We start from the raw sequence: 19172 nt of genomic DNA on the forward strand, positions 1-19172 counted from the left end.
GCGCCCGCTGCGACCACCTGGTCGACCACCTCGCGGTCCGACGACACGACCACCACGCCGGCACAGGTCAGGCCCGGCCAACCGCTCGACCAGCAGCCGCGCAGACGCCGCATCCGCGCCCGCTGCGACCACCTGGTCGACGACCTCGCGGTCCGAGGACACGACCACCACGCCGGCACAGGTCAGGCCCGGCCAACCGCTCGACCAGCAGCCGCGCAGCTGCTGGCCACCACCCCGCCGGGCGCAGGTCAGGTCCAGGTCAGGCGGTCGACGAGTAGCTGGGCGGGCACCGCGTCCGCGCCCGCTGCGACCGCCTGGTCGACGACCTCGCGGTCCGACGACACGACCACCACCGGTCGGCCCGCTGGCTCTGCGCGTACCAGCTCGATGATGACGTCGTCCGCGCTGTCTGTTGCGGGGCTGAAGATCGCGCGGACGCCGCGTACCTGCGGGGCCGGCACCCGGCCGCCGACGTCCGCGCCGTCGAACACGCAGGTGACCTCGCCGCGGAACTGGCTGGCCAGGGTGCCGAGCCCGCCGAGCAGCCGGGACCGCTGGTGCTGCAGCGTCAGCTGCGGCCACGCGGTCTTCGTGACGTTGTAGCCGTCCACCACGAGGTGCGCCTGTGGCGCCGCAAGCAACCGGTCGAGCAGGTCCGGGCCGGCACTGGCGGCCGCGGACGCGGTGCCGCTCGCGGCCGCGTACTGCTCGGCCACGGCGTCGGCCGGCCGCCGGACGGCGGTGGGCAGCGCCAACTCCCTGCGCAGCCCGTTCGCGGCCTCGAGCAGCGCGTCCACGAGCACGGCCAGCCTGGCCTGGCCGCCGACCGGTCCGCCCTCGTCGCCCGCCGGTCGGCGGCCAGCTGGGCGGTCAGCTCGGTGACCTGGGCGCGCAGCTTGCGGACGTCGGCCGCCTGCCGGTCCGCCGCCGCGGCGGCGGCCGCGTTCGCCTGCTCTGCCGCGGCCTCGGCGTCGTCGGCACGCCGTTCCGCCGTCTTCGTCCGCTGCCGCTCCTCGTGCACCCGGCGGCGCAGCAGCCGCACCTCCGACCTCGCCTCGGTGAGCTGCGCCGTCACCTTGGCGACCGCCTTGTCCGCCTCGTTGCGCACGGCGTCCAGCTGCTCGCGCAGCCGCGCCACCTCGGCGTCCTCGCCCCGGTCGGCGGCCGCCTGCGCGACCGCGGTAGCTGCGGCGGCGAGCAGCTCCGGCCAGCCGTCCGGACGCAGCAGGTACGCGGCGACCGCGACGTCCACCGGGTCGGCCGCCGCCGGCAGCTCGCCGGCCGCGACGGCCGCGGCGAGCTCCGGCCGGTCCTGCCGCAGCGTCTCCGCCACCCGGTCGCGGAACGACTCGTCCGCGTCCAGTGCGGCCGCGATCTGGCTGCCCGCAAGCCGCGCGCGGCGGCGCGGCTCGAACCTCGCGACCCGCCGCAGCGGCTGCGGAATCTCGGCCGGCTCGAGGCTGCCGAGGCACTGCGCCGCCCGGTCGAGCAGCCGTACGCGCGCAGCCTCCGGCAGCGCCACCGGCTCAGGCGGCGCGGTGTCGGCTCGCCGGTCACCGGCGGACACGGTCGGTCCTAGTCCGACTCGACGGGACGTCCTGCAGCCGGCAGGGACTCGTCCACGGCGTCCGGCCGCGGCACCAGCTCCACCTGGTCGGCCGAGCCGCACCAGCGACAGACGACCCGCTCCAGCGTCTCGGTGAGCACGCGCCGCTCCTCCACGGTCGGCTCACCGGCGAGGTCGGCGTGCACGAACTCCTCGGTCCTTGCCGTCCTGGTGACGTCGAACCTGGTCAGGTTGCCGCACTGGGCACAACGCCACCTGGTGTCGGCCGTAGGCCAGCTGCTCACCACGGGAGTCACACCTCTCCTTCGGTCCCCTCGAGCCTACGGCGCCGCGCGGTTGCCCGGCGCGGCGGACCGGACGCTGTCGGTAGCGGCACATAGCGTCCGAAGTCGCGAGGACGGCGACCGGCGAGGTGACCATTGCGCGACGATCGCGGCGGCGGACCAAGGCAGGCCGCCCGCCAGACCACCTTCGACGAGCTCGGCACCCCGTTGCGCGACGTCCCGTTCGTGGTGGTGGACCTGGAGACCACCGGCGGCGCACCCGCCGACGCCGGTATCACGGAGATCGGCGCAGTGAAGGTCCGCGGCGGCGAGGTGCTCGGCGAGTTCGAGTCGCTGGTCGACCCGCACACCGGCATCCCCCCGTTCATCCAGCTGCTCACCGGGATCACCAACGGCATGGTGGCCGGGGCGCCGACACTGTCCGCCGTGCTGCCCTCGTTCCTCGAGTTCGCCCGCGGGTGCGTGCTCGTCGCGCACAATGCGCCGTACGACGTCGGGTTCCTGAAGGCCGCCTGCGCGAAGACCGGCCGGCCGTGGCCGGCGTGCACCACCGTCGACACCGCGCGCCTGGCGCACGGGCTGATGACCCGCGACGAGGTACCCAACTGCAAGCTCGGCACGCTGGCCGGCTACTTCCACGCCACCACCACGCCGTGCCACCGGGCGCTCGCCGACGCGCGCGCCACCGTCGAGGTGCTGCACGCGCTGCTCGAACGGCTCGGCCCGCTCGGTGTGCAGTCGCTCGAGGAGCTGACCACGTTCTCCGCCCGGGTCACCCAGGAGCAGCGCCGCAAGCGCTACCTGGCCGAGCCGTTGCCGTCCGCGCCCGGCGTGTACGTGTTCAGCGACGTCAGGGGCGCGACGCTCTACGTCGGCAAGAGCCGCAACGTACGCACCAGGGTGCGGCAGTACTTCACCGCCGGCGAGATGCGCAAGCGGATGCGCGAGATGGTGGCCCTCACCGACGAGGTCACGGCTATCGAGTGCGCTACCACTCTGGAGGCCGAGGTGCGCGAGCTGCGGCTGATCGCGGAACGCAAGCCGCCGTACAACCGCCGCTCCAGGTTCCCGGAGAAGGCACTGTGGCTGAAGCTCACCGCGGAGCCGTTCCCGCGGCTGTCGATCGTGCGCAAGGTCGGCGCGGACAGGGCCACCTACCTCGGCCCGTACGGCTCCAGGCGTACGGCGGACCTGGTGATGTCTGCCCTGCACGAGGCGTTCCCGCTGCGGCAGTGCACACCGCGGATCACCCCGAAGCGGCCGACGAACGCGTGCGTGCTTGCCGAGATGGGCCGCTGCGGCGCGCCGTGCGAGGGGCGGCAGACCGCCACGGAGTACGCGGTCGTCGCCGACGCCGTCCGGCACGCGATGCTCGACGACGTACGGGCCGCCGAGGGCGCGCTGCGCCGCCGCATCGACGCGCTTGCGGCCGCCGGCCGGTACGAGGACGCCGCAGTGCAGCGCGACCGGCTGGCCGCGTACGCGCGGTCGGCGGCGCGTACGCAGCGGCTGTCCGCGCTCACCGGGTGCGCGCAGCTCGTCGCCGCGCGGCCGACCGAGGCCGGCGGCTGGGAGCTGACGGTGGTCAGGTACGGCAGGCTCGTCGCCGCCGGCGTCGCACCACCGCGGGCGCACCCGCGGCCGTACGTCGACGCGCTCGTGGCGGCGGCGGAGGCGGTGTCGCAGGGCGTCGGCCCCACCCCGGCGGCGAGCGCCGAGGAGACCGAGTGCATCCTGCGCTGGCTGGAGAAACCGGGCACGAGGATCGTGGACGTGGACGGCACCTGGGCACTCCCCGCGCACGGTGCGGGCCGCGTCCTCGCGGCGCTCGACGCCGCGGCACAGGGCGCCACGCAGTACGATCTCGGCGAACGCAGCCCGCTGCACACGGTGCACCAACCGCCAGGGACACTAGGAGTCCTCGCCCGCTGAAGAGGAGGCCGTGTGATCACCGCCATCGTGCTCGTCCGTGCTGACGTCGCCGGCATCCCCGAGGTCGCCGAGCGCATCGCCGAGCTGCCCGACGTCAGCGAGGTCTACTCGGTGACGGGCGAGTTCGACCTCGTCGCGATGGTCCGGGTGCGCGAGCACCAGGACCTCGCCGAGGCCATCCCCGGCCGGCTGAACAAGGTGGACGGCGTCACGCACACCGAGACGCACGTGGCGTTCCGCACGTACTCCAGGCACGACCTGGACGCCGCCTTCGCCCTGGGTTTCGACGCGACCTCCTGACTACCGCCGCGGCGGTAGTCAGGAGGCGGCTGCCGCGCGGGTCGCCGCCGCCCAGCGGTCCAGTAGGTCCGACGCGGCGCCGGAGTCGATGGCCTCAGCCGCGGCCGCGACGCCGGACCGCAGCCGCTCCACCAGCGACGCCTCGCTCGGCGTGGCCACGGCAAGTGCAGCCGCGGCGTTGAGCAGCACGGTGTCGCGCACCGGCCCGCCCTTGCCGCTGAAGATGTCGCGCGCCACGCCGGCGTTGTACGCGGGGTCGCCGCCGGTGAGGTCGCTCACCTGCGACCTGGCGAAGCCGAGGTCGGCCGGGTCGAACGTGGTCTTCGCCACCTCGCCGCCGTGCACCACGTAGACGGTGGAGGTCGTCGTGGTGGTGAGCTCGTCCAGGCCGTCGTCGCCGCGGAAGACCAGCGCCTCGCAGCCGCGGTCGGCGAACACGCCGGCGACGATCGGCGCCATCCGGGCGTCGGAGACGCCGGCGGCGTTCGCCCGCACGTCCGCCGGGTTGGTGATCGGGCCGAGGAAGTTGAAGACCGTGGGAGTGCCGAGCTCGCGACGGGGAACGGCGGCGTGCCTGAACCCCGGGTGGTACAGCGGCGCGAAGCAGAACGCGATGCCGAGCTCCGCGGCGATCCGTGCGTTCTCCTCGGGTGGCGGGTCGATGACCACGCCGAGCTGCTCCAACAGGTCGGCCGCGCCGCAGGCGGACGACGCCGCCCGGTTGCCGTGCTTCACCACCGGCGCGCCGGCGGCGGCCGCCACCACGGCACCCATGGTGGAGAGGTTCACGGTGTTACGTCGGTCACCGCCGGTGCCGACCAGGTCCACCAGCGGGCCGGCAACCTCGAGCTTGGTCGCGTGGTCGAGCATGGCGGCCGCGAACCCGGCGAGCTCGTCGACGGTCTCGCCCTTCGCCCGCAACGCCACCACGAGACCGGCGATCTGCACCGCGGTGGCTTCGCCGGTCATCGTCTGGTCCATCGCCCAGCGGGTGTCCTCGGCGCTCAGCGACTCCCCCGCGATGAGCTGACCGATGAGGTTCGCCCACTGCCGTGGCGCGGGTTGCGTCGCCATGATCAGCCCGGGCTCGTGATCGCGTCGCCGGTGGTGGTCAGCTCCTGCCGGCCGCGCAGCAGCTTGGCCGCCGCGGCCGCCAGGCTCACCGGCTCGAGCGGGTACATCACCACGCCGTCGGCCTGGGACCACTTCGCCAGCCACGCGTCCTGCGCCCGCGCGATCAGCGCGAGCACCGGCGGGCAGCGGAAGACCTCGTTCTTCGCCGCACGGCAGATACCGAGGCCGCCGGCCGGGGTCGCCTCGCCGTCCACGATGGCCAGGTCGACGGTGCCGGAGTCGAGCGCCTTCCGGCACGCCGGCTCGGTGGCGGTCTCCAGGTACTCCACCCGCGGCAGGTCGGCCGCGGGACGGCGGCCAAGCGCGAGCTTGACCCGTTCCCTGATGCTCGCGTCGTCGCTGTAGACGAGCACCGTCACGGTCGACTCGGGAGCCGACGCCGGCTGCTCTGACTCGCTCATCCCGCTGCTACCTCGCCGTCTCGGATCCGTTCTGGCACGGTCGTCGCGGAACCGCTGGCCCGCTCTCCTGGGGATGGTATCCGGACGAGATCAGTACCAGATGAACCGGTGCCGCCGACGTGACCAGTCTCCCACGGCTTCACCCGGGGGGTCGGCAGAACAGACGGGGGGTTGACCGCAATAATGCCTGACGTGGCTTATGCAGCGCAGGAGCTCGGCATGCAGACATGCCCTTGCGGCCGCGACACGGCGAGCACCTCCGGTCCAAGCGCCAGGGAAGGCACACGCGTATGACGGTTTCAGCGGCACGTCGAGTACCGGCGCACTCGTCGCACCGGCCCAACCCGGTGAGTGTCGGCGTGATCGTGTGGCTCGCGTCGGAGCTGATGTTCTTCGCGGCCCTGTTCGCGATGTACTTCACCATTCGCTCGGTCAACGTCACCCAGGGCAACGAGTGGCCCCCGGTCCACCTCGACCTGCCCTACGCGGCGGTCAACACGTTGATCCTCGTCCTCTCCTCGGTCACCTGCCAGGCGGGCGTGTTCGCCGCGGAAAAGGGCAACGTGCGCGGGCTGCGGTTCTGGTTCCTCGCCACCCTGGTCATGGGCTCCGTATTCGACGCCGGCCAGATCTACGAGTACACGAACCTGATCCGTGAGGGCGGGCTCACCTTCAACGCGGCCGACCCGGTCGTGAGCGCCTACGCCTCGGTCTTCTACCTGACGACCGGGTTCCACGGGCTGCACGTGTTCGGCGGTCTGGTCGCCTTCGTCTTCATGCTCGGCCGAACATATGCCGCCAAGCGGTTCACCCATGAGCAAGCCGTCAGCGCCATCGTGGTGTCGTACTACTGGCACTTCGTCGACGTGGTGTGGATCGGCCTGTTCGCGACGATCTACCTACTCCCCCTGATCCAGTGACGAGGAGGCGCTCGGTGAGAAGTAGAACCGCATGGCGGCGGCGGCCGTTCTCGCGCTACGTCCTGCTGCTGCTGGCGCTCGTCGCCGTCGGCGGCTTCTACGCCGGTGTGGACGACAACGCCCCGCGCGCCGAGGCGGCCAACACACCGAGCAAGCAACAGATCGCAGAGGGTAAGCGGCTCTTCGAGACCAACTGCGCGACCTGCCACGGCATGTCGGGTCAGGGCACGAAGACCGGCCCGAACCTCTACGGCTCAGGCGCCGCGGCGGTCGACTTCCAGGTCGGCACCGGCCGGATGCCGCTCGCGCAGCCAGGCGCGCAGGCGCCGCGCAAGGAGCCGAAGTTCACCCAGAAGCAGATCGACGCGATGGCCGCGTACGTCGCGTCGCTGTCCGCCGGTCCCGAGGTCCCGAAGAACGTCGAGGGCGACTACAAGGACGCCGACCTCGCGCTCGGCGGCGAGCTGTTCCGGGCGAACTGTGCGCAGTGTCACAACTTCGCCGGCTCCGGTGGCGCACTGACCAACGGCAAGTACGCGCCCGAGCTGACGGGTGTGCAGTCGAAGCACATCTACGAGGCGATGGAGACCGGCCCGGAGAACATGCCGGTCTTCGGTGAGCGCACCCTCACTCGCGACGAGAAGCTCGCGGTCATCCGCTACATAAAGACGATCGAGGAAGAGCCCAACCCCGGTGGCGCCGGCCTCGGCCGGGTCGGCCCGGTCAGCGAGGGCCTGGTCGTCTGGCTCGTCGGCATCGGGTTGTGTGTCGTGGCCGCGATGTGGATCACCGCGAAGAAGAAGACGGACTGAGACGCGCATGAGCACTGACAGCGAGAACGGACAGGCGACGGGCGACGGCTCGACCGCGCGCAGGCGCAGCGGCGGCACGCCCACGTCGGCGGAGGTCGCCGAGTCCCTTGCGGCCCGCCGCAAGGCCGAACGCGGTGAGCGGCCCCGCTCCCCCGAGGCACCACCGGAGCGTGAGATCAGCGACGAGGAGGCCAAGCGCGGCGAGCGGCTGGTCGCTACCTGGTTCGTCGTCGCGTTCCTCGCGGGCGTGGCGTTCCTGGTGTTCTACGTGATCCAGCCGGCGGACGACTCGTACACCGCGGGTGTGTCGAACAAGCTGCTCGGCGGCTCGCTGACCGTCGCGCTCTTCGCGCTCGCGATCGGCATCGTCTTGTGGGTCAGGAAGCTGATGCCCAACAAGGAGATGGTCGACGAGCGGCACGAGCTGCGTTCCTCGGAGGAGGACCGCAAGAAGTTCGGCGAGTACTTCATGGACACCCTGGAGAGCACGCAGGTCACCAAGCGGCCGCTGCTGCGGCGCACGCTGCTGCTCGCCGCCGTGCCGCTCGGGCTCGCCCCGCTGTGGCTGCTGCGCGACATGGGGCCGCTGCCGAAGAGGGACCTGTTCGAGCAGCCCTGGCGCAAGGGCATGCGGATGGTCGTCGCCGGTACGGAGGAGTCGGAGAACCCGCGGCTGCTGAAGCTCGCCGACGTCACCGACTACGGTGTCGCGCTGAGCACGCTGCCCGAGGGCATCCACGAGTTCAAGGAGACCGCCAAGGCCGCCCTCCTGATCATCAGGCTGCGGCCCGGCGAGATCCGGGAGGACACCAAGCGCGGCCGGGTGCAGGAGAAGTACGCCGTCGACGGCGTCTGCGCGTTCTCCAAGATCTGCACGCACGCGGGCTGCCCGATCAGCCTCTACGAGCGGGAGACCAAACACCTGTTCTGCCCGTGCCACCAGTCCACCTTCGACATGGTGGACGGCGCGAACGTGATCTTCGGCCCGGCGGTCAGGGCGCTGCCCCAGCTGCCGGTGAACGTCGACTCCGACGGTTACCTGGTCGCCGACGCCGACCACTTCATCAACGGCCCGGTCGGACCGAGCTTCTGGGAACGCGGCTCGAACAGGAACACCGAATGATTCCCCACGACGCCAGGCGTTACCTGGGCGTACGCTGGAATGGTCGGGGACGGCACACGGATGGGGAGGCCTGATGCAGGACTCCACGACGAAGGTCCTAGCGGGTACCGGTAAGGCGCTGGACGACAGGTTCGGCGGTGCGGGCGGTCTGCGCAAGCAGATGAAGAAGCTCTTCCCCGACCACTGGTCGTTCATGCTCGGCGAGATCGCGCTCTACTCGTTCGTGGTCCTGCTGCTCACCGGGATCTTCCTTACCTTCTTCTACCAGCCGAGCCTGGAGCACACGGTCTACGAGGGCTCGTACGAGAAGCTGCGCGGCATCCCGATGAGCGAGGCGTACGAGTCCACCATCTACCTCTCGCTCGAGGTCCGCGGCGGGCTGCTGATGCGGCAGATCCACCACTGGGCGGCGCTGCTGTTCGTCGCCGCGATCATGGTGCACATGTTCCGGGTGTTCTTCACCGGAGCGTTCCGCAAGCCGCGCGAGATCAACTGGCTGATCGGCATCACGCTGTTCACGCTCGCGATGCTCGAGGGCTTCGCCGGCTACACGCTGCCAGACGACCTGCTCTCCGGTGTGGGCCTGCGGATCTTCGTCTCCGTGGTCTTCCTTTCGATCCCCGTGGTCGGCACCTACCTGATGTACTTCGCCTTCGGCGGTGGTTTCCCCGAGGGGCTCGCCGGCGAGTTCATCCCACGGCTCTACGTCGTACACATCCTGCTGGTGCCCGGCATCCTGCTCGCGCTGATCGGCGCGCACATGTTGATCATGTGGCACCAGAAGCACACCGTGTGGGCGAGCAAGAAGCAGACCAACCACAACACCGTCGGGGTGCCGTTCTTCCCGCACTTCATGGCGAAGACCGGCGCGTTCTTCATGTTCGTGTTCGGCGCGCTCTCACTGCTCAGCGCGTTCGTGCAGATCAACCCGGTCTGGATGTACGGGCCGTACAACCCCGTGCACGTCACCGCAGGTGCTCAGCCGGACTGGTACATCGGCATCCTCGAAGGTGGCCTGCGCATCATGCCTGGTGCGGAGACCGTGCTCTTCGGTGAGTGGACGATCATCTGGAGCACCTTGGTGCCCGCGTTGATCGTGCCTGGTGTGCTCTTTACCCTCTTGGCGGTGTACCCGTTCATCGAGAAATGGATCACCAAGGACAACACTGAACACCACGTGCTCAACCGCCCGCGCGACGTCCCGGTGCGTACGGCGATCGGTGCCGCCTGGATCAGCGTCTACCTGGTGCTGTGGATCGCCGGTGGCAACGACATCATCGCGGACAAGTTCAGCCTGTCGGTCAACACGCTGACCTGGATCTTCCGGGTCATGATCTTCGCGGCCCCGGTGATCGTCTTCATGATGACCAAGCGGATCTGCATCGGTCTGCAGCGCAAGGACGCGCACCTGCTGCACGAGGGCGTGGAGACCGGCGTCATCAGGCGGCTCCCTTCCGGTGCTTACGAGGAAGTCACCCGCACGCCGTCGGACGAGATGCTCGGCAAGATCGAGTCCACCGAGCCGGCCCAGCCGGAGGCGCTGCCCGAGCTCGCCGACGGCCACGGCGTCGAGGCGAAGCACGCACTCCTGCAACGGCTGCGGCTGTCCGCGCAGCGCTGGTACACGCAGGACAACGTGGCGCGCGACGGGTACGGCAACGGCCACGGCTACGGGCACGGCGGTGCCGACGAGGTCGAGCAGGGCGACCGTAAGGAACTTTCCGGCCGCACCGAATAGCCGGAGATCACGGCCAGCACGAAGGCCACCAGCTCGGTTCGTCAACCGGCTGGTGGCCTTCGTGCACGCAGGTACGTATACGCACGGTGAGTTCCATACGGTCCGTCGTCATCTCCGTCGTTTGGGTCGAATGGACCAGCGCATCCGTCGCAGACTAGCTAGGTCGCCCTCACCCCCTAGAGGACCTATGCTCGATGCCCTTATCCGTCGAGAGCTCGGCACCGTGCCCGAGTTCTCGACCTTCGCCACCGTTGACGAGCTGATCGCGGAGTTCGAACGGCTCGCCGACACCTACCCCTCGGTCTGCACGATGCGCAGGGTAGGTCGGTCGCGCCTCGGTGAGCCACTGCACTGCCTGACGATCAGCGGCGGCGACCGCCACGCGCTCGCCTACGCGATGCCGCACCCGCACGAGCTGGTCGGCGGGCTCACCGCCGTGCACCTGGCGCGGCGGCTGTGTGCCGACCCGAGCCTGCGGGAGCGACTGGGCCTCACCTGGCACATCGTGCCGTGCGCCGATCCGGACGGCACCAGACTGAACGAGCAGTGGCTGCGCGGGCCGTTCACCCGGTCCAGGTATGCGCGGCACTTCTACCGACCGGCGCCGGACGAGCAGGTGGACTGGACGTTCCCCCGTTCCGGCATGCGGATCCACGACGACCGGGTGCTGCCGGAGACCAGCGCACTGATGCGGCTGATCGACGAGACCCGCCCGATGTTCCTCTCCTCGCTGCACAACGCCGAGGCAGGCGGTGTCTACTACTACCTCTCGCACGACGAACCCGAGCTCTACCCGATGCTGCACGGCATCCCCGCTGAGCTCGGGCTACCGCTGGACGCCGGCGAGCCGGAACAGCCGAACGTCGAGCTGCTCAGCGCGGCCGTGTTCCGTACCAGCAACCCGCGACACGCGGCCGACCACGCCGAGCAGTACGGGCTGGCGCCCGCGCACAGCGGCGCAGGGGCGTCCAGCGCCGACTACGCGCTGCGGTACGGCACCGTCACGCTGATCAGCGAGGTGCCGTACTGGACGCACGGCGACTTCAGCGACGCCTCCCCGACCGACACCAGGTACGCAGACGCGCTGCGGGAGCAGAGCAAGGCGCTCGGCGACTTCGCCGACCTGCTCGGCGACATCCTGCGGCTCGTCGCCCCCGACCTGGCGTACGAGTCGCCGTTCTTCCGTGCGACCCGCGCGTTCACCGCGGACAGTGCCAGGCGACGGCACGACATCGAGCGGCGCGCCGAGCTGCCAGGAGCCGCCAGAGCCGCCACAGTGGCCGAACTGCTCGCCCTGCGCGACACCGTCCACACCTTCCGGCTGCGGTACTCAGGGATGCTCCTGCGGGCTCTGGACGGCGAGCTGGCAGTCGGCAACGGCACCGCGGTGATCAGGGCGCAGCGGCGTACCGTCGCCGAGCTGCACGACGAGTGGTGCGCGGTCGCGGAAGCGGAGAGCCGGCTCACCACGGCACCGATCGGCGACCTGGTAGCCGTGCAGTACGCCGCCATCCTGGCCGCCGCACGCCACACCAACCGCTACTGACCGAGCAGCGACCCGGTCAGTGGATCGCCGGGTCGCGGGTCGGGTCAGTGCTTGTACTCGCCGCGGTAGTACTCGTAGACCCAGCCGACGGTCGAGAGCATGGTCAGCATGCCGCCGATGATCACCAGCCACCAGCCGATCGGCAGCCCGATGAACGCGACAGCGCACGAGCCGGCCAGCGCGAGCGGCCACCAGCTGTGCGGGCTGTAGAAGCCGATCTCCCCCGCGCCGTCGACGATCTCGCCCTCTTTGTCGTCCTCGTACAGCTCCTGCTTGGGCACCCTGCGGTGCGTGTACAGCAGGTAGTAGCCGATGAGCAACGCCATCGCCACGGCCAGGGCGAGCGCCGTGGTGCCCGTCGGGTCCTTGGAGAAGATCCAGTAGATCACGTCCGCGACCGCGAAGCAGAACGCGATCCCGATGAACATGACACCTTGAACCCTCACGGCTTGGTCCCTTCAACGTCCGCGAGCGGTCGTCTGGTCGGCGCGTGGTGCAGGTCGAACGCCGGCCGGTCGGACCTGATCCGCGGCAGCGACGTGAAGTTGTGCCGCGGCGGCGGGCACGAGGTGGCCCACTCCAGGCCACCGCCGTACCCCCACGGGTCGTCGACCTGGACCTTGGCGCCGCGCTTCGCCGTACGCCACAGGTTGTAGAAGAACGGCAGCATCGAGATGCCGAGCAGGAACGCGCCCGCGGTGGAGATCTGGTTCTCCAGGGTGAACCCGTCGGCCGCGCCGTAATCCGCGTACCGCCTCGGCATGCCGATCACGCCGACGTAGTGCTGGATGAGGAACGTCAGGTGGAAGCCGAAGAACAGCAACCAGAAGTGCAGCTTGCCCCACCGCTCGTCGAGCATCTTCCCCGTCCACTTCGGCCACCAGAAGTAGAAGCCGGAGAACATCGAGAAGACCACCGTGCCGAACAACACGTAGTGGAAGTGCGCCACCACGAAGTACGAGTCGGAGACGGCGAAGTCCAGCGGCGGCGACGCCAGGATGATGCCGGTGAGGCCGCCGAACAGGAACGTGGTGAGGAAGCCGACGGCGAACAGCATCGGCGTGTCGAACGTGATCTGGCCGCGCCACATGGTGCCGACCCAGTTGAAGAACTTCACCCCGGTCGGCACGGCGATCAGGAACGTCATGAACGAGAAGAACGGCAGCAGCACCGCACCCGTCACGAACATGTGGTGCGCCCAGACGGTGGTGGACAGACCGGCGATCGCGATCGTAGCCCCGACCATGCCGGTGTAGCCGAACAGCGGCTTGCGGCTGAACACCGGGATGACCTCGGTGATGATGCCGAAGAACGGCAGCGCGACGATGTAGACCTCGGGGTGCCCGAAGAACCAGAACAGGTGCTGCCACAGGATGGCACCGCCGTTGGCCGGGTCGAAGATCTCCGCGCCGAGGATCCGGTCCGCCGCCAGGCCGAACAGCGCCGCGGCGAGCACCGGGAACGCCAGCAGCACCAGCACGCTGGTCAGCAGGATGTTCCAGGTGAAGATCGGCATCCGGAACATGGTCATGCCGGGCGCGCGCATGGTGAGGATCGTGGTGATGAAGTTCACCGCGCCGAGGATGGTGCCCAAACCGGCCAGCGCCAGGCCGACGATCCACAGGTCACCGCCGAGGCCGGGCGAGTACTGGGCGTCCGACAGCGGCGTATACGCGAACCAGCCGAAGCCCGCCGCCCCACCGGGCGTCAGGAACCCGGCGACGACGATTAGCCCGCCGAACGAGAACAACCAGTAGCTGAGCATGTTCAGCCGCGGGAACGCCACGTCCGGCGAACCGATCTGCAGCGGCATGATCTCGTTCGCGAACCCGGCGAACAGCGGCGTCGCGAACAGCAGCAGCATGATCGTGCCGTGCATGGTGAACGCCTGGTTGAACTGCTCGTTCGACACCATCTGCAGGCCGGGCTCGGCGAGCTCGGCGCGGATCACCAGCGCGAGCACACCGCCGACGAGGAAGAACCCGAACGAGGTGATCAGGTACAGGTGACCGATCTTCTTGTGGTCGGTCGTGGTGAGCCAGTCGACGAGGATCGTGCCGATCGGCTTGCGCGGTGCCTCCACCTGCGCGGACGACGTATCGCTGACGGTGGCGCTCACGACCCGGCACCCCCTTGCGCGCTCGCTTGTGCCGACTTCTGGTCGTCGACGTACTGCTGGTACTCGGACCAGCTGACGACCTTCACGGTGAACAACATCTTGCTGTGGTCGGTGCCGCAGAGCTCTGCGCAGCGGCCGGCGAAGGTGCCCTGCCGGTTCGGCTGGATCTGGAACTTGGTGTTCCAGTTGGGCTTGTCCTCCTTGCCCATCTGCCAGAACTCTTTGCCGTCCGGCGGTTGCTTGTACGGGTTGGCGTCCTGCTTGAACAGGAACGCGGGGATCCAGAACGAGTGGATGACGTCCTGGCTGTACAGGTTGAACTGCACCCGGCGTCCCTCGGGGATCACCAGCGTCGGCTTCTCCCCGGCCCGGCCGACGACCGTGATGCCGTCCTCCAGGTCACGGCCGTTGATGCCGTCGTCCTCGTAGTAGAACTTCCAGCTCCACTGGTACGCGACGACGTCGACCGTGACGTCCGCCGGCTTGCTGGTGTCGATCAGCACCGCCTCGTCGCGAGCGGTGAAGAAGAACAGCACCGCGACCATGATCAGCGGCGTGATGGTGAACAGTGCCTCGATCGGCGAGTTCTCGCGCACCTGCGGCGGCAACCGGTCGTGCTTCTTGCGGTGGAAGATCGCCGCCCAGATGATCAGGCCCCAGACCAGGACACCGACGGCGAGCGCCGCGATCCACGACCCCTGCCACAGCGAGAGGATGCGCTTGGCCTCTTCGGTGGCCGGCACCGGCATGCCGAACCGCTCCACCTCGGCCCTGCTACAAGCGGTCAGCACGATCAGGGCAAGCAGCGACATCGCGACGGCGGTGTGCGTCTTACGCCGCCGTGCTGCCGAACGACGCGGGAGGATCACAACTGGCCTTCCAAGCTCGTACCCAGCAGGGCCCATGGACACATTACTGGTCGCGCAACGCTCACTCTGCACGGGCCGGCCGGTGGCGAAACGCGTGTTGCGCAGGTCACTGGAAAACCGGCGGCAACGGCAGTGTCAGCGCGGCTTTCAGCCTGGTCAGGTACTCGTCCCTCGGGATCTCCACACACCCGAGCGACGCCAGGTGCGGGGTGAGCCACTGCGTGTCGAGCAGCCGCTGCGCGACGTCGGTCACACCGTCGGTGAGCAGCTGTACCAAGCCGACGAGCGCGACCTTGGACGCGTCCGTCTCGCGGAAGAACATCGACTCCCCGGCGAACAGACCGCCCACGGCGACGCCGTACAGCCCGCCGGCCAGCTCGCCTGCGGGGTTCCACGCCTCCACGCTGTGCACCCAGCCGAGGTCGTACAGCCGGCGGTACGCCGCGGTGATCTCCGGTGTGATCCAGGTGTCACCGCGCTCGGCGCAGCCGGCGACCACCTCGTCGAACGCCGTGTCGACGCGGATCTCGAAGTGCCGGCACGACCGGCGCAGCGACCGCGACACCCGCAGCCCGTCGAGCGGGATGACGCCGCGCCGGACCGGTGACCACCAACCGATCCGGCGTCGCAACGGCATGGGGAACAGCCCGGTGCGGTAGGCGGCGAGCAGCGTGCCCGGCTCGAGGTCGGCGCCCACGCCGATCAGCCCCTGCGGATGGTCTCCGTCGGGACTGGGCAGCTGCCAGGTGGTCGGTGGCGGCTCGACCGGCACCCGTACTCCCCCGAACCGGCTCGGCTCAGCGCAGGTGCGGCTCGACGTCGGCCGCCGCCGTCGCACCGAAGGTCTCGGTGAAGCGCTGCAGGAACTTGCCGGAGTCGAACGCGTACTCCTGCGGCCCGTCGACCTCGAGCACGTACGCGGCGAGCACGGACCCGAGCTGGGCGCAGCGCTCGTGCGGCAGCCCCCAGGCGAGGCCGGAGAGGAAGCCGGCACGGAACCCGTCCCCGCTGCCTGTCGGGTCGGCGATCTGGCCCACGGCCGCCGCCTTCACCTGGACGGTCGACTCACCCCGCTGCTCGATCCGCACCCCGTCGGCGCCCAGCGTGGTCACCCTGGTGCCGACCCGGTCCAGGATCTCCTCCGGGCTCCAGCCGGTCTTCTGCTCGGTGAGGGTCGCCTCGTACTCGTTGGTGAACAGGTAGCGCGCACCGTCGACGAGGGCGCGGATGCCGTCGCCGTCCATGAACGCGAGCTGCTGGCTGCAGTCGGCCAGGAACGGGATGCCGTGCGTGCGGCACTCCTCGGTGTGCCGCAGCATCCCGTCCGGGTCGCTGGCGCCGATGACCACCAGGTCGAGGCCGCCGTACTGGTCGGCCACCTGCTTCAGCGAGATCTCGCCGGTCTCCGCCATGGCGCCGGAGTAGAAGGTGGCGATCTGCGCCGTGGCCCGGTCGGTGGTGCAGACGAACCGCGCCGTGTGTCGGGTGTCCGAGACCCACACCGGGCTGGTGTCCACGCCGTGGTCCTCCAGCCACGTCCGGTACTCAGCGAAGTCCTTGCCGACCGCGCCGACGAGCAACGGCCGCAGGCCCAGGCTCCCCATGCCGAACGAGATGTTGCCCGCTACCCCGCCTCTTCGCACATCGAGATCGTCCACCAGGAAGGACAACGAGATCTTGTCCAGCTGCTCGACGACGAGGGAGTCGGAGAACTGCCCGTCGAACTGCATCAGGTGGTCGGTAGCGATGGATCCAGACACTGCTATCTGCACAACTGCTCCTCGGCAGGGGTCAAGGACATTCGAGTCTTTCAAACTTCGCCGCTCCGACCAACCGCCAGCGCTCACTGGCGGTGTCCGGCGGGCTCCAGTGCGCGGCTGGCTACCTGCACGGGATGCCGGTCGGCGGCACGTCGTGGCATTGGTCACGTCGACACCCAGCCGGGCGTGTTCTACCCGGAATGTCCTGTATACCGTGATTGTCGCACTCCGGACGCGAAGATGCCCAGGGTGGCAGCCACCCTGGGCATCCGACCGTCCTGACGTGCTAGTGGAACGAGTCGCCGCAGGCGCACGACCCGGTCGCGTTCGGGTTCTCGATGGTGAACCCCTGCTTCTGGATCGTGTCGGTGAAGTCGATGACCCCGCCCTTGATGAACGGGACGCTCTTCCGGTCGACGACGACATTGACGCCGCCGTACTCGGTGATGTCGTCACCTTCGCGCTGCTCGTCGTCGAAGTAGAGCTGGTAGCGCAGGCCAGAGCAGCCGCCAGGGTGGACTTCGACGCGCAGCGAGAGGTCGAGACGGCCTTCCTGCTCGAGCAGGCTCTTGACCTTCGACGCGGCGACGTCGGTGAGAACCACGGGGCCGCCGGCCGCCGTCTCGGTCGTGGCAGTGAGACCGTCGTGCTGGACCGTCATGAGTATTCGCTCCCGGAGATCCGGTTGTCGGTACGTCTCGAACAACAGGGGTGCGCCCCCTGTGCATTCCCATCGTCGCACAGTGCGCGCCGATCCGGCGCCCACCCGGCGTCAGCCGAGGACGGTGACCACCACGGCGGCGATCACGACCGGCAGCGTCAGCGCCACGATGCCCAGCCGCGTGTTCCGCCGCTTCTTGGTGACCTCCGCGGCCGAGAGTCCCTGCGCGAGGCCGTGCTGCGCGAGCGACTTCTCGATGAAGAAGTCGGCCACTCCCGCCACGGCGACGGCCAGTACCACCACGAGGACGGTGAACCCCACCCACGACCTCCAGCTCGGCGACGAACGAGGAGGGTGTGCGATCACCCCCGCACGACCGAGGCTACAGGCCGGGTGCACCCCAAACGGGGAACCACCTGCTGGTGTCCTTCTCCACCCGCAGGTCGTTCTCCACCTGGCTGCGCACCTGCAGCTCGAGCACGGAGTTGCGCTGCTGCGCGCCGCTGGGCGCGAACGGGTAGAACGAGCCCTGCTTGTACAGGTACACCAACCCGAGGGTGCGACCGTCGCCGTGCTCGAAGCCGACCAGCGAGCACAGCAGCGCCGGCCCGAAGCCGTTCGCCTCCAGCTCGGTGTTGACCGCGTGCAGGTCGGTGACGAGCCCGCTGACGTCCTGCGGGTCGTGCCGGCAGACCAGCCAGGTGTAGCCGTGCTCGTCCTTCGTCTTCTCGACCTTCGGCCCCTGGTCGGCGTCGAGCAGCTCGGTGACGTCCGACTGGGTCTGGTAGAAGGCCTGGCCCTCCATCTCCCGGTAGCACACCGAGCCCACGCCGGTCGGCTCGAAGCCCATCGCCACCTGCAGCGTCATCGCGGCGTTCGGCAGCCCGAACAGCTGGTCCAGGTTGGGCTTCGCCGGCTTCGAGCGACCGAGCAGCGCGTCCAGGAAGCCCATCTACCGCATCCCGTGCGGCGGCTGGCCCTGGCCGCGCTGGTCCTGCTGGCCGGGCAGCTGCGGGTTCGCCGGCGGCTGCTGGATCCCCGGGATCTCGTCGTACGACGGCCCCGGCATCCGCTGCTGGCCGGGCGCCACCTCGCCGAGCTGGGTGGAGATCTCGGCGAGCTGCTCGAGCCTGCGCTCGAGCGGCGGGTGCGTGGCGAACAGCGTGGAGAAGCTGAAGCCCTTGCTCTTCAGCGGCGCGAAGAAGAACGCGTTGTACGCCTCGGCCTTGCGCAGGTCCTTGGTCGGGATGTGCGCCATGCTGCCGGACACCTTCTGCAGTGCGGACGCCAGCGCCGACGGCTTGCCGGTGAGCAGCACGCCGGACCGGTCCGCGCACAGCTCCCGGTACCTGGACAGCGTGCGGATCAGGACGAAGCTGATGGCGTACACGAGCGCGCTCACCACGATCACGCCCAGCATGATCAAGGCAGCGGCCGCGCCGTTCTGGTCTTTGTTGCCGCCGCCGAGCGCCATGCCCCACAAGCCCATCCTCGCCAGCGTGCCGGCCAGAATGCCGATGAAGGAAGCGATGGTCATCACGGCGACGTCGCGGTGCGCGACGTGCGACAGCTCGTGCGCGAGCACGGCCTCCAGCTCCTCGGTTTCCAGCTGGCGCATGATGCCCGTGCTGGCGCAGACCACCGACTTCTTCGGGCTACGGCCGATCGCGAACGCGTTCGGGATGTGACTGTCGGCGATGGCGACCTTGGGCTTCGGCATGTCCGCCATCGCGCAGAGCCGGTCGATCATCGCGTGCAGCTGCGGCGCCTGCTCGGGCGTGACCACGTGACCGCGCATCGCCGCGAGCGCGATCTTGTCCGAGAAGAGGAACTGGACGGCGAGGAAGCCGCCGGCGATGAGGAGCACCCATACCCAGCCGCCCCCCTTCCAGAACGCCGCGATCAGGCCCGCGATGAACACCGTGTAGACGAGTCCGAGCAGGAACATCGTCAGGCCCATCCGCGCGGTGAGGCCTTTGTCTGGAGCGAAACGCGTCTTGGCCATA

At 69.5% G+C, this 19172-nt stretch carries 19 protein-coding genes and 1 pseudogene; 7 read left to right on the top strand and 13 right to left on the bottom strand.

Annotated features, from left to right (window positions below; genetic code table 11):
* Positions 1-248 precede the first annotated feature (248 nt).
* Together GEV07_22130 and GEV07_22135 are read right to left on the bottom strand one after the other, a co-directional pair.
* A pseudogene (locus GEV07_22130) lies at positions 249-1567 on the bottom strand (RNA-binding protein).
* 8 nt (positions 1568-1575) lie between these two features.
* Positions 1576-1854 carry a hypothetical protein gene (locus tag GEV07_22135; protein MQA05303.1) on the bottom strand — a complete coding sequence of 93 codons (279 nt, stop codon included), beginning with the start codon at positions 1852-1854 and terminating at the stop codon, positions 1576-1578.
* 132 nt (positions 1855-1986) lie between these two features.
* Here GEV07_22135 and GEV07_22140 point away from each other — a divergent pair, with 132 nt between their 5' ends.
* Both GEV07_22140 and GEV07_22145 read left to right on the top strand, forming a co-directional pair.
* Entirely contained in the window at positions 1987-3783 is a 1797-nt protein-coding gene (locus GEV07_22140; GenBank protein MQA05304.1) for a DEDD exonuclease domain-containing protein, read from the top strand.
* A 12-nt stretch (positions 3784-3795) separates the two neighbouring features.
* On the top strand, positions 3796-4083 hold the full coding sequence (locus tag GEV07_22145; GenBank protein ID MQA05305.1) for an Lrp/AsnC family transcriptional regulator: 288 nt from the start codon (positions 3796-3798) through the stop codon (positions 4081-4083).
* A gap of 18 nt (positions 4084-4101) precedes the next feature.
* Here GEV07_22145 and trpD read toward each other — a convergent pair whose 3' ends face one another.
* Both trpD and GEV07_22155 read right to left on the bottom strand, forming a co-directional pair.
* Positions 4102-5157, bottom strand: a complete 1056-nt coding sequence (trpD, locus tag GEV07_22150) for an anthranilate phosphoribosyltransferase (protein MQA05306.1) — start codon at positions 5155-5157, stop codon at positions 4102-4104.
* Positions 5158-5159: 2 nt separating this feature from the next.
* On the bottom strand, positions 5160-5618 hold the full coding sequence (locus tag GEV07_22155; protein ID MQA05307.1) for a hypothetical protein: 459 nt from the start codon (positions 5616-5618) through the stop codon (positions 5160-5162).
* Between the two features lie 290 nt (positions 5619-5908).
* On the opposite strand from GEV07_22155, the gene GEV07_22160 reads away from it, so the two are divergent.
* From GEV07_22160 to GEV07_22180, 5 genes are all read left to right on the top strand, one after another.
* Complete coding sequence (locus GEV07_22160; protein ID MQA05308.1) at positions 5909-6538, top strand: heme-copper oxidase subunit III; 630 nt, start codon at positions 5909-5911, stop codon at positions 6536-6538.
* A 14-nt stretch (positions 6539-6552) separates the two neighbouring features.
* Positions 6553-7350, top strand: coding sequence for a c-type cytochrome (locus GEV07_22165; protein MQA05309.1), 798 nt, complete (start codon positions 6553-6555; stop codon positions 7348-7350).
* A gap of 7 nt (positions 7351-7357) precedes the next feature.
* The gene (locus GEV07_22170) at positions 7358-8473 is read left to right on the top strand and encodes a Rieske 2Fe-2S domain-containing protein (GenBank protein ID MQA05310.1); all 1116 of its coding nucleotides are present in this window, start codon (positions 7358-7360) and stop codon (positions 8471-8473) included.
* Between the two features lie 73 nt (positions 8474-8546).
* Positions 8547-10211 carry a ubiquinol-cytochrome c reductase cytochrome b subunit gene (locus GEV07_22175; protein ID MQA05311.1) on the top strand — a complete coding sequence of 555 codons (1665 nt, stop codon included), beginning with the start codon at positions 8547-8549 and terminating at the stop codon, positions 10209-10211.
* Positions 10212-10398: 187 nt separating this feature from the next.
* Positions 10399-11757 carry a hypothetical protein gene (locus GEV07_22180; protein ID MQA05312.1) on the top strand — a complete coding sequence of 453 codons (1359 nt, stop codon included), beginning with the start codon at positions 10399-10401 and terminating at the stop codon, positions 11755-11757.
* Positions 11758-11801: 44 nt separating this feature from the next.
* Here the strand turns inward: GEV07_22180 and GEV07_22185 are convergent, their stop codons facing one another.
* The 9 genes from GEV07_22185 to htpX all read right to left on the bottom strand — a co-directional run bounded on the left by GEV07_22185 (position 11802) and on the right by htpX (position 19171).
* Positions 11802-12203, bottom strand: coding sequence for a cytochrome c oxidase subunit 4 (locus GEV07_22185; GenBank protein ID MQA05313.1), 402 nt, complete (start codon positions 12201-12203; stop codon positions 11802-11804).
* Positions 12200-13876 (bottom strand): cytochrome c oxidase subunit I, encoded by a 1677-nt coding sequence (gene ctaD, locus GEV07_22190; GenBank protein ID MQA05314.1) that lies wholly within the window; start codon positions 13874-13876, stop codon positions 12200-12202. Before ctaD ends, GEV07_22185 begins: the two co-directional genes overlap by 4 nt.
* A complete protein-coding gene (locus GEV07_22195) occupies positions 13873-14688 on the bottom strand; it encodes a cytochrome c oxidase subunit II (protein MQA05315.1) in 816 nt (271 codons plus the stop codon). The genes ctaD and GEV07_22195 overlap by 4 nt, the downstream gene beginning before the upstream one ends.
* Positions 14689-14851: 163 nt before the next feature.
* Complete coding sequence (locus GEV07_22200) at positions 14852-15517, bottom strand: leucyl/phenylalanyl-tRNA--protein transferase (GenBank protein MQA05316.1); 666 nt, start codon at positions 15515-15517, stop codon at positions 14852-14854.
* A 25-nt stretch (positions 15518-15542) separates the two neighbouring features.
* Complete coding sequence (locus GEV07_22205; GenBank protein MQA05317.1) at positions 15543-16517, bottom strand: carbohydrate kinase family protein; 975 nt, start codon at positions 16515-16517, stop codon at positions 15543-15545.
* Positions 16518-16791: 274 nt separating this feature from the next.
* Positions 16792-17166, bottom strand: a complete 375-nt coding sequence (locus tag GEV07_22210) for an iron-sulfur cluster assembly accessory protein (protein MQA05318.1) — start codon at positions 17164-17166, stop codon at positions 16792-16794.
* A gap of 111 nt (positions 17167-17277) precedes the next feature.
* Positions 17278-17487: a hypothetical protein gene (locus tag GEV07_22215; protein ID MQA05319.1), complete on the bottom strand. Its 210-nt coding sequence runs from the start codon at positions 17485-17487 to the stop codon at positions 17278-17280.
* Between the two features lie 61 nt (positions 17488-17548).
* The gene (locus tag GEV07_22220) at positions 17549-18118 is read right to left on the bottom strand and encodes a hypothetical protein (GenBank protein ID MQA05320.1); all 570 of its coding nucleotides are present in this window, start codon (positions 18116-18118) and stop codon (positions 17549-17551) included.
* Positions 18119-19171 (bottom strand): zinc metalloprotease HtpX, encoded by a 1053-nt coding sequence (htpX, locus tag GEV07_22225; protein ID MQA05321.1) that lies wholly within the window; start codon positions 19169-19171, stop codon positions 18119-18121. It abuts the gene before it with no gap.
* Between the last annotated feature and the right edge of the window lies 1 nt (position 19172).

Source organism: Streptosporangiales bacterium, from assembly GCA_009379825.1.
Taxonomy (GTDB): domain Bacteria; phylum Actinomycetota; class Actinomycetes; order Streptosporangiales; family WHST01; genus WHST01.

What these genes read in the sequence shown, in the direction of transcription:
- GEV07_22155 (MQA05307.1), bottom strand. Translation starts at nt 5,618, where the DNA reads ATGAGCGAGTCAGAGCAGCCGGCGTCGGCTCCCGAGTCGACCGTGACG.
- trpD (MQA05306.1), bottom strand. Translation starts at nt 5,157, where the DNA reads ATGGCGACGCAACCCGCGCCACGGCAGTGGGCGAACCTCATCGGTCAG.
- htpX (MQA05321.1), bottom strand. Translation starts at nt 19,171, where the DNA reads ATGGCCAAGACGCGTTTCGCTCCAGACAAAGGCCTCACCGCGCGGATG.
- GEV07_22160 (MQA05308.1), top strand. Translation starts at nt 5,909, where the DNA reads ATGACGGTTTCAGCGGCACGTCGAGTACCGGCGCACTCGTCGCACCGG.
- GEV07_22180 (MQA05312.1), top strand. Translation starts at nt 10,399, where the DNA reads ATGCTCGATGCCCTTATCCGTCGAGAGCTCGGCACCGTGCCCGAGTTC.
- GEV07_22170 (MQA05310.1), top strand. Translation starts at nt 7,358, where the DNA reads ATGAGCACTGACAGCGAGAACGGACAGGCGACGGGCGACGGCTCGACC.
- GEV07_22210 (MQA05318.1), bottom strand. Translation starts at nt 17,166, where the DNA reads ATGACGGTCCAGCACGACGGTCTCACTGCCACGACCGAGACGGCGGCC.
- GEV07_22220 (MQA05320.1), bottom strand. Translation starts at nt 18,118, where the DNA reads ATGGGCTTCCTGGACGCGCTGCTCGGTCGCTCGAAGCCGGCGAAGCCC.
- GEV07_22195 (MQA05315.1), bottom strand. Translation starts at nt 14,688, where the DNA reads ATGTCGCTGCTTGCCCTGATCGTGCTGACCGCTTGTAGCAGGGCCGAG.
- GEV07_22175 (MQA05311.1), top strand. Translation starts at nt 8,547, where the DNA reads ATGCAGGACTCCACGACGAAGGTCCTAGCGGGTACCGGTAAGGCGCTG.